Annotated in this window: 10 protein-coding genes and 1 pseudogene; 8 read left to right on the forward strand and 3 right to left on the reverse strand. The window is 39.4% G+C overall.

Translation table 11 applies throughout. From position 1 onward, the window contains the following. Positions 1–617, reverse strand: a 617-nt coding sequence (locus AC52RT_RS17615) for a DMT family transporter (protein WP_495541956.1), incomplete at its 3' end; no start/stop codon positions are given. Then, entirely contained in the window at positions 614–1,015 is a 402-nt protein-coding gene (locus AC52RT_RS17620) for a reverse transcriptase-like protein (protein WP_495541957.1), read from the reverse strand. The genes AC52RT_RS17615 and AC52RT_RS17620, both read right to left, overlap by 4 nt. Positions 1,016–1,181: 166 nt before the next feature. Between AC52RT_RS17620 and AC52RT_RS17625 the strand changes: the two genes are divergently transcribed. From AC52RT_RS17625 to AC52RT_RS17635, 3 genes are all read left to right on the forward strand, one after another. Next, a complete protein-coding gene (locus tag AC52RT_RS17625; protein ID WP_495541958.1) occupies positions 1,182–1,859 on the forward strand; it encodes a reverse transcriptase-like protein in 678 nt (225 codons plus the stop codon). Between the two features lie 27 nt (positions 1,860–1,886). Continuing rightward, positions 1,887–2,066 (forward strand): zinc-finger domain-containing protein, encoded by a 180-nt coding sequence (locus AC52RT_RS17630; RefSeq protein WP_040374786.1) that lies wholly within the window; start codon positions 1,887–1,889, stop codon positions 2,064–2,066. Between the two features lie 93 nt (positions 2,067–2,159). Continuing rightward, positions 2,160–3,146 (forward strand): HD-GYP domain-containing protein, encoded by a 987-nt coding sequence (locus tag AC52RT_RS17635; protein WP_495541959.1) that lies wholly within the window; start codon positions 2,160–2,162, stop codon positions 3,144–3,146. A gap of 105 nt (positions 3,147–3,251) precedes the next feature. On the opposite strand, the gene AC52RT_RS17640 is transcribed toward AC52RT_RS17635, so the two are convergent. Then, positions 3,252–3,446, reverse strand: coding sequence for a hypothetical protein (locus tag AC52RT_RS17640; RefSeq protein ID WP_495541960.1), 195 nt, complete (start codon positions 3,444–3,446; stop codon positions 3,252–3,254). Between the two features lie 72 nt (positions 3,447–3,518). Here AC52RT_RS17640 and proB point away from each other — a divergent pair, with 72 nt between their 5' ends. From proB to AC52RT_RS17665, 5 genes and pseudogenes are all read left to right on the forward strand, one after another. Further along, complete coding sequence (proB, locus tag AC52RT_RS17645; protein WP_495541961.1) at positions 3,519–4,619, forward strand: glutamate 5-kinase; 1,101 nt, start codon at positions 3,519–3,521, stop codon at positions 4,617–4,619. Position 4,620: 1 nt separating this feature from the next. Next, on the forward strand, positions 4,621–5,868 hold the full coding sequence (locus AC52RT_RS17650) for a glutamate-5-semialdehyde dehydrogenase (protein ID WP_495541962.1): 1,248 nt from the start codon (positions 4,621–4,623) through the stop codon (positions 5,866–5,868). Positions 5,869–5,957: 89 nt separating this feature from the next. Next, complete coding sequence (locus AC52RT_RS17655) at positions 5,958–6,389, forward strand: general stress protein (RefSeq protein WP_495541963.1); 432 nt, start codon at positions 5,958–5,960, stop codon at positions 6,387–6,389. A 221-nt stretch (positions 6,390–6,610) separates the two neighbouring features. Continuing rightward, complete coding sequence (locus AC52RT_RS17660) at positions 6,611–6,880, forward strand: YesK family protein (RefSeq protein ID WP_495541964.1); 270 nt, start codon at positions 6,611–6,613, stop codon at positions 6,878–6,880. A 694-nt stretch (positions 6,881–7,574) separates the two neighbouring features. Then, a pseudogene (locus AC52RT_RS17665) lies at positions 7,575–8,177 on the forward strand (toprim domain-containing protein); the annotation flags it as partial. Positions 8,178–8,476: the final 299 nt, after the last annotated feature.

Here is an 8,476-nt window from a genome sequence, read left to right on the forward strand (position 1 = left end):
AATACAGATGTATCCTCGAATAATAGAGCCGATACGGTGGATAATACAGCGACGGTTATCAATTGAATAATGGTTAAGGGTAAGGCATTATAAAGTTTTGCGTAAGCGGCTGTCGTAATAATCTGCATGGCAAAGCTAACAGCACAGAAAAAGACGAGAACATCACCAATAGAGAGAGAAGAAGGTCCCCCCATGGTCATTAAATATAAACCGATGGCAGCTAGAACAATTCCAGCGACCGCTTGTACGGGAATTTTTTGTTTTAACAGAAGCAATGAAAACATTGGCACAAGGACAACACTCAGCCCTGTGATAAAACCTGCTTTAGCAGGTGTCGTATATAGTAGACCGATGGTTTGAAAGGCATACCCTAGAAACAGCCAGATGCCGATTTTGATTCCAGACATAACAAGTGGTTTGGTCCAAACTTTATCTTTCTTTTTGTGAGCAACTAACAAATACCCTGCTAAGAGTGTAAGCGAAGCAATAAAAAAGCGTGCTGCATTAAAGCTGAATGGTTTAAGGAAGGCTAGGGCATCTTGTACCATAACAAAAGTAGCTCCCCAAATAAATACGACCAACAGTAAACTAACATCGGCAAGATACTGTTTCTTCATTCTTCATTTCCTTCGTTCAAATGAATGGCTCGTCTGGCTAATTGGTCTGCTGCCTTATTTTCTGAACTAGGAATCCATTTCAGAAAGAACAGGTCAAACTGTTCAGCTAACTCAAGTGCTTCGGAAAGCAATGGTGAATATCGTTTGTTTTTTACAAATTCTTTTTCAATGGCCTGAGAAATTAACTGCGAATCGGTCCGGAATGAAACCACTTTGTACTCATGGCGCAGACAAATTTTTAACCCATGTATGAGAGCTTGATATTCTGCTTCATGATTTTCTAGACTGCCAAGCGGGATGGAATGCCTGTGTACATCTCCATTATTATTGATGAAAATTCCAGCCCCGCTTGGACCTGGATTCCCTGCACTAGCACCATCAATATATACCTCAATCATACTTACGCCTCCTGCTGTTATAATGTACGCGTTGTTTAATAATAAGCACTCTCTGCTATACTAAATATAGAGTAAATGATTTTTAATTGATTTTTTTATACACTAATTAGTATAGACGCTAAGATGGAAAATAGGTACGAAAAATATAGTTAAGGAGTTATTCAATATGAAGGTAATCATGCATTGGAAATACGGTGCAGCAAGAAAACCAAACGCAGTTTTTACTTCTGAATGGATGGATGCACAAGATGCCTTAACGATTATTGATGATCTTGAAAAAGCAGGAAGAATGAAAGAAGTCGAAGTAAGTGATGAACTGGGCATTACTTGGTCAAAGAAAGAACTGAAGAAATTACTTGCCAAAGTAGAAGAAGAACCCCAAGAAGCCACCGTATACTTTGATGGAGGCTATCAAAAAAGCTCTAAATTGTCCGGACTTGGCGTTGTCATCTATTATCGACAAGGAAAAGAGCAATGGAGAGTAAGAATAAATCGTCTGCTGCAGGAGCTAGATACGAATAATGAAGCAGAATATGCTGCTTTTTATGAGGCAGTGACACAGCTTGAGGAATTAGGTGTCCGCCACCAGAGTGTTACCTTTAAAGGAGACTCCCAGGTAGTCCTTAACCAGCTTTCCGGTGAATGGGCCTGTTTCGAAGAAGTATTAAATCAGTGGCTCGATCGGATTGAAAGGAAGCTGAAACAGCTCGGAATTATCCCAGTATTTGAACCTATTGGAAGAAAAGAAAACACGGAAGCTGATAAATTGGCTACTCAAGCACTGAATGGAGAAGAAATCAGCAGTAAATTTAACCTGACTGCAAATAGCAGGGAGACTGAATAAGTACGAGATGAAGGAGTTTGAACGACAATGGAACGAAAAAAATATTTTGATGAAGTAGAGGACATCTTTTCATTTGACTGTAAAGATTGCTTTGTATATAAGCATTTTAAAAAGGAAAAAGGTAAACGGTACGCTCATAAATTTTGTATTTCTGAATGTACGGTAGGCGAAAAGTTAAAAATGATAGGCAATAAATTAGGCGGGTAAGGTTAGACAGAGGGGGTATTGATAAATTTTAGTTACATTAATTACTAATTTTTGTTATTATTGTTAAAAAAGCACCATGAAAGAGGAGTGCTAATGACTAACCAGACCCTTAGTAACCATGGCGTACCACTCTCGATAGCTGATATCGATTTATTGATAGAAAAATTAACCATGAAACCACAGGAATGGCCTTCGATCTCGATGAACGGTAGTTCTCGAAGTTTAAAAGAACGAATTGCAGAGATTACATTAAAGGTCGAAGAAGCAACCCACCAATTACGTGATATTTTTAAAACGGTAACATGGACAGGAAATGTACCTATTGCTGCTATTAAACATGATATTATCCCAATCATCAGTCAAGCAGCAGAATTTCCTCATGTATTTTATTTATACGATGAGATGAAACAACGAGATGAATACACCTATAGGCATAATATTTGTGTCGGGGTGATAGCCGCTTATATTGGGAAATGGGCAGGACTTACGGAACAGCAATTGTCTGAACTGACACTTGCTGCGACTCTTCATGATGTCGGGAAGATGATGGTGAAAGAGGAGATTTTGCATAAACCTGGGAAATTGACAGCAGCAGAATATGAACAAGTTAAGCAGCACACGGTGTACGGATATGGTTTATTGAAGAAAATTCCCAATCTACCCCCAAGTATTGCGTTGACTGCCTTACAGCATCATGAGCGAGAGAATGGCGGAGGCTATCCTTTACAGTTAAAAGGAGCGAACACCCATCTTTATGCTAAAATTGTGGCGATTGCAGATGTGTTCCATGCGATGTCCTCTAAACGTGTCTATCATGATGCAATGCCATTTTATAAAGTAATTAAGCAAATGAAAGAGGATGTTTTCGGAACGTTTGATCCATCCTTGTTACTTATTTTCTTAAACAAAATCATGAAGTCGCTGGTAGGAAAAGAAGTCCTCTTAACCAATCAGAGAATTGGACGCATAATCATGATTGATCCTTATGATCCAATTAATTCCTTAATACAAAGTGATAATCAAATCATCGACCTGCGTTTTCAAAAAGATATCCAGATCGAACGAGTTTTAGGTGGATGACATCACAGGAAATTTTTTGATTTTTAAGCAGCAACAGATATTGACATACCGGATGATATTTTGTACGATAATGTACAATATAATTGACCGAATGTTGAAGGAAGATTAGTATGCATGTCCTGTTGTGACAGAGAGCGGTGTTAAATGCTGAAAGACCCGCCACAAAAAAGGATGCAGAACCTGCTTCTTGAGTCTCAGAATAAAAATCTGAGCGCTGCCTGCGTTATAGGTAAAGTGGGATGCAGGAAGTCTGCGTTCAATTAAGGTGGTACCACGGAAAAACTCTTTTCGTCCTTTCATAAGGATGAATAGGGTTATTTTTGTACCTAAAAAAGGATAAATTGGTTGTTTTTAGACTTGGAGGAAATCGTTTTGGAAAATAAGCGGATTGTAATAAAAATTGGCAGCAGCTCATTAACGAATAGTAAAGGAGAAATCGATCAAGAAAAATTTATTGATCATATCAAGGCGGTGGCGGAGCTGCGTCAAGCAGGGTATGAAGTCTTAATGGTTTCCTCTGGTGCAGTGGCTACGGGATTTAGGAAATTAGGTTATTCATCGCGCCCAGTTACATTAAAAGGGAAACAAGCGGCAGCAGCAGTAGGGCAGAGTTTACTTATTCAATCTTATACAGAGCAATTTAGTCAGTTTGGTATTATTCCCGCTCAAATCCTGTTAACCAGGAATGATTTTTCCAGTCAGGACCGATATAAAAATGCCTATGCAACCCTGACCGAATTACTGGAGAGAGGCATCTTACCGATTGTAAATGAAAATGATACGGTTTCCATTGCTGAGCTTACATTTGGTGATAATGACATGCTTTCTGCTCTTGTCAGCGGCTTAGTCCATGCCGATCAGCTAGTAATTTTAACAGATATAAACGGGGTGTATGATTCAAACCCTCTAACGAATCCAGCAGCGAAGAAATTTGATTATCTTTCAGAAATTACGGATAACATGATGGACATGGCGAAAGGGTCAGGTTCAAAAGTAGGCACTGGCGGTATGAAATCTAAATTAACGGCCGCTCAAACGGCAATGTCTCTAGGGGTGAAAGTCTTTATCGGAACGGGAAGCGGCAAACATAAGCTCCTTGATATAATGGAGGGCTTGGGTGACGGGACGTATATCGGCCAAGCTGTGATGTCTGCCGTTACAAACCGAAAGCAATGGATTTCACTGCATTCAAAGGTAGCTGGAAAGTTATTTGTTGATGAAGGTGCAGAGCATGCACTTGTGAGTTGTGGAAGCAGCTTGCTGCCAGCGGGAATATATCAGCTTCAGGGCTCCTTTATCCCAGGAGATGTGGTAGAGGTATACGGGTCAACAGGGCTGCTCGGAAAGGGTGAGGTGGCATACTCCGATAGTGAATTAATGAAGGCGATGGGGAAACGGAGTAAAGATTTGCACTATCCAATCGTAGAAGTCATTCACAGAGATAAATGGGTAAAAATAGCGGGGAGGGAATAGTATGAGCGAAATAATGGAAAAGGGTCGTGCTGCAAAGGCTGCAAGTTTTCAATTAATCGGCATGTCATCTGAAGCAAAGGATTATGCATTGAAAAGCATTGCTTCACAACTAATAGAAGATCAAGAAATTATTTTACATGAAAATAGTAAAGATATAGAAGCGGGAAAAGCTAAGGGATTTACCTCATCTGTTTTGGACAGAATTTTGCTGACCGAAAAGCGGATTAAAGATATGGCTTCGGCGATCAACCTTCTCACTGAGCTGCCAGACCCAATTGGGGAGACGCTTGAAACGATTGAAAAAGAGAATGGACTGCTAATAAAAAAAACACGGGTGCCGCTTGGTGTAATTGGAATGATTTACGAAGCACGCCCTAATGTGACCGTTGATGCGGCAACCTTATCGCTTAAAACCGGGAATGCGGTCATCCTTCGCGGCAGTTCTTCTGCCCTTTACTCGAATAAGGCACTCGTTACGTCTATTCACAAGGCATTGAGTAAAACGGAACTTCCAGTTGACGCTGTCCAGTTGATTGAAGATACAAGCCGGGAAACCGCTAAAGAGTTATTCCACCTAAAAGAGTATTTAGATGTCCTCATCCCAAGGGGCGGCAAAAACTTAATTGATACAGTAGTTAGAGAATCCACTGTCCCTGTTCTCGAGACGGGCGCAGGCAATTGTCATATTTATATCGATGAAAGTGCAGAACCAACTATGGCTGAACGAATTGTTGTAAATGGCAAAACACAGCGCCCATCTGTTTGTAATGCGATTGAAAGTTTGTTAATTCATGAAAACTGGTTTAACAAGTATGGCGCGGAGCTTTTAACGTCTCTTGTAAATAAAGACGTTGAGATTTTTGGTGATCACGCCATCTGCAAAGTCTTGCCAGAAGCTAAATTGGCAGGTGAAGAAGACTGGGGTTCAGAGTACTTAGCACTTGCCATCAGCATTAAGGTAGTCCAAGATACGGCAGAAGCCGTAGAGCATATTAATCAATATGGAACCAAACATTCAGAAGCTATCATTACGAACGATCAAAGTAACGCAGCGCGCTTTTTACAAAATGTTGATGCGGCAGCTGTTTATCATAACGCTTCCACTCGTTTTACTGACGGGTTTGAATTTGGGTATGGTGCTGAAATCGGGATCAGTACACAGAAACTTCATGCACGTGGACCGATGGGACTTCAGGCGATGACGTCAAGTAAATATTTGGTGTATGGTACGGGACAAATCCGCGAGTAATCTGCTGATGGGTGTTTATGGAAGGTTACGACCGCTGTTTCCTGGGTACGTATTTAGTAGATACCTACTTAAAAAGGAGATAGATAAATATGTCAATTCATACCATAAACGTATATGATACAGAAGAACAGGCACTTGCTGGATTAGAAGAGTTAAAGAATAAAGGATACAAGACAGACGATATTTCCATTGTAGCAAAGAACGCTAAAAAGCTTGAAGAAGCTGCTGATGACGTAACAACGACAACAGGAGATGGGCTAGTGGCCGGTGCGGCTACAGGCGGAGCTATCGGCTTAACAGGCTTGCTGGTCGGTATGAGCAGTTTTGCTATTCCGGGGATCGGACCATTATTAGCAGCAGGACCAATCATTGCTACGCTCGGCGGTGCAGCAGCTGGTTCAGTTGTGGGCGGCGGATTGTCAGGAGCATTTAAAAACGCTGGACTCAGTTCAGAAGAAGCCAGCCGTTATGAGGAAGATGTAAACAACGGAAAAATATTAATCATCGTGGATCGGGTATAGAAAAACAAACGTAAGTAAGGACTCCTGCATTTTATGCAGGAGTCCTTTTTTAATAAAAGTGTAATGAACTAGAAGTTAGGTGTGCTTGTTTAATTTTAATTTGGAAATTTAGCCCAATTTATTGGCAGTTGTGCTAAATTTAAATAGACAGTTAGAGGATAGCGATTTAAAAAGCCAGTATTCTATTTCATTTATTCATTAATGGAAAGGTGGTGAAGTAAATGATGATTTTTGTACCATTTATTCTAGCTTTTGTGATTGGAGTCATTATATTGTTAATTACGTGGTGGTTTAATAAAATGAACTTTCCCCTAATTGGGCGAATTGTACCAGGAGTCGTAACAGTTATAGCTGCTATTATTCTATTTTATATTGGCTATGTAGAAATAAGGGGATTTGAAGGAGCGGCTTATGGGTTTCTCTCTGTCTTTTTAATTTGTTTTGCGATTTTATCGCTCATTATAGCAAAAAAACCATCAAGAGCAAGATAAAAAGAGCGTATTATTGCTTGAACTAACCGGTATATTAGTGTCATAAAAAGGCTGCCAATTGGGCCTTCTACGATTCTTAACATAATTAGACAATCAAATTCAAAAAATGATAGAAAATTTATTTAGACAGCAATACCTCTTTTTTGTATTTGAAAAAATATCCTTTTAATGGAGTGTCATTAGAACATGTGGGATACTTATGTTTAGTAAATCTCTAAATGTCCTGCCGAGTTCTTCCTTTACAATGGTCTCATTCTTGGGTGTGAACGCATCATAACTACGTGAACATTGAGTGGCTAACCCACTTTGAAATGATAATAAACGGGTCTATTAATGATTATATAATCAAGTTCAAAAAAACTTATGATTAATCGATAATACACCCGAAGTTATCTAAGGACATGCCTAAGATCACAAAGAATTATTGCGGAAATTTGGGAAACAGCAGTCAAATTATAAGCGAGATATCCTAACTAGAAGCAGATCATACACATTTAACAATTGTGTGACTGCTTCTTTTTTTAGCAGGTCATCTTTCCTAAAAATCTCTAGTAATAGTGGACTGACAGGACTCTAGCTAATAGATCTATGAGGTGTAGAAGTCTTTTTTTATTATCTGACTCTTACTTCGTTATGCAGGAAACGGTATAATGAATAGAAGTTAGACATAAAAAAGATAGATAAGGTGAGTTGCATGAAGTTAATCATTGCCGAGAAACCTGATCAGGGTTCAACATTGGCTTCCCAATTTAAAACTAAAAAGCAACAGGGGTTTATCGAAATTCTCCCCAATGAGCTTTTTCCAGATGGGGCCTATGTGACCTGGGCTGTCGGGCATTTATGTCAGCTCATTAATCCAGAAAGCTACCGTCCTGAGTGGAAGAAGTGGTCGCTTGATACGCTGCCGATGATTCCCGAAAAATTCCAATATGAGGTATCGCGTTCAAAAGCAAAACAATTTCAAGTTGTGAAAACACTTTTACGTAAGTCTGAAGTAACCGATATTATTCACGCAGGTGATGCAGGGCGTGAAGGGGAACTGATTGTGCGAAATGTCATTCAGCTTAGCGGGGTTAAGAAGCCTATGCAGCGGTTATGGATTTCCTCATTGACCCCTAAATCGATTTATGAGGGATTTGAAAATTTATTGCAAGAAGAGGAAACGCGTCCGCTCTATCACGAAGCGTATACGAGAGCGTGTGCGGATTGGGTAGTTGGCATGAATGCCTCACGTGTTTTTAGTATTCTCTTAAAGAAACAAGGAATGTCAGATGTGTTTTCAGCTGGCCGCGTTCAGTTGTATCCGTGAAAATATTGGGCGTATTAAAAATAAGTTGCTAGATGTAGCTTGTATCCATTTTACCCATTTCTATTTGGGTGAAATAAGACGGGTGAAATATACACTTCTATTAATTTAACTTTCAAAGATACAATTCTTCATAAATTTATCAATCTTCTTAGTAATACATCTTCAGGTAAATGAGTATTCATAAAATTCACGTTATAGTCTATGAAGTAAAAAGTAGCTTTGTATTATGAAATTAAGAAGTATTGAAATAAAGAACTTTAGAAAATTTGAAGATATTAAAGTGGGTA

This window comes from Peribacillus sp., from assembly GCF_059453735.1.

Bases quoted from the DNA above. Each gene is read 5' to 3' on its own strand.
- AC52RT_RS17620 (WP_495541957.1), bottom strand. From the start codon at position 1,015: ATGATTGAGGTATATATTGATGGTGCTAGTGCAGGGAATCCAGGTCCA.
- AC52RT_RS17625 (WP_495541958.1), top strand. From the start codon at position 1,182: ATGAAGGTAATCATGCATTGGAAATACGGTGCAGCAAGAAAACCAAAC.
- AC52RT_RS17630 (WP_040374786.1), top strand. From the start codon at position 1,887: ATGGAACGAAAAAAATATTTTGATGAAGTAGAGGACATCTTTTCATTT.
- AC52RT_RS17635 (WP_495541959.1), top strand. From the start codon at position 2,160: ATGACTAACCAGACCCTTAGTAACCATGGCGTACCACTCTCGATAGCT.
- AC52RT_RS17640 (WP_495541960.1), bottom strand. From the start codon at position 3,446: ATGAAAGGACGAAAAGAGTTTTTCCGTGGTACCACCTTAATTGAACGC.
- AC52RT_RS17650 (WP_495541962.1), top strand. From the start codon at position 4,621: ATGAGCGAAATAATGGAAAAGGGTCGTGCTGCAAAGGCTGCAAGTTTT.
- AC52RT_RS17655 (WP_495541963.1), top strand. From the start codon at position 5,958: ATGTCAATTCATACCATAAACGTATATGATACAGAAGAACAGGCACTT.
- AC52RT_RS17660 (WP_495541964.1), top strand. From the start codon at position 6,611: ATGATGATTTTTGTACCATTTATTCTAGCTTTTGTGATTGGAGTCATT.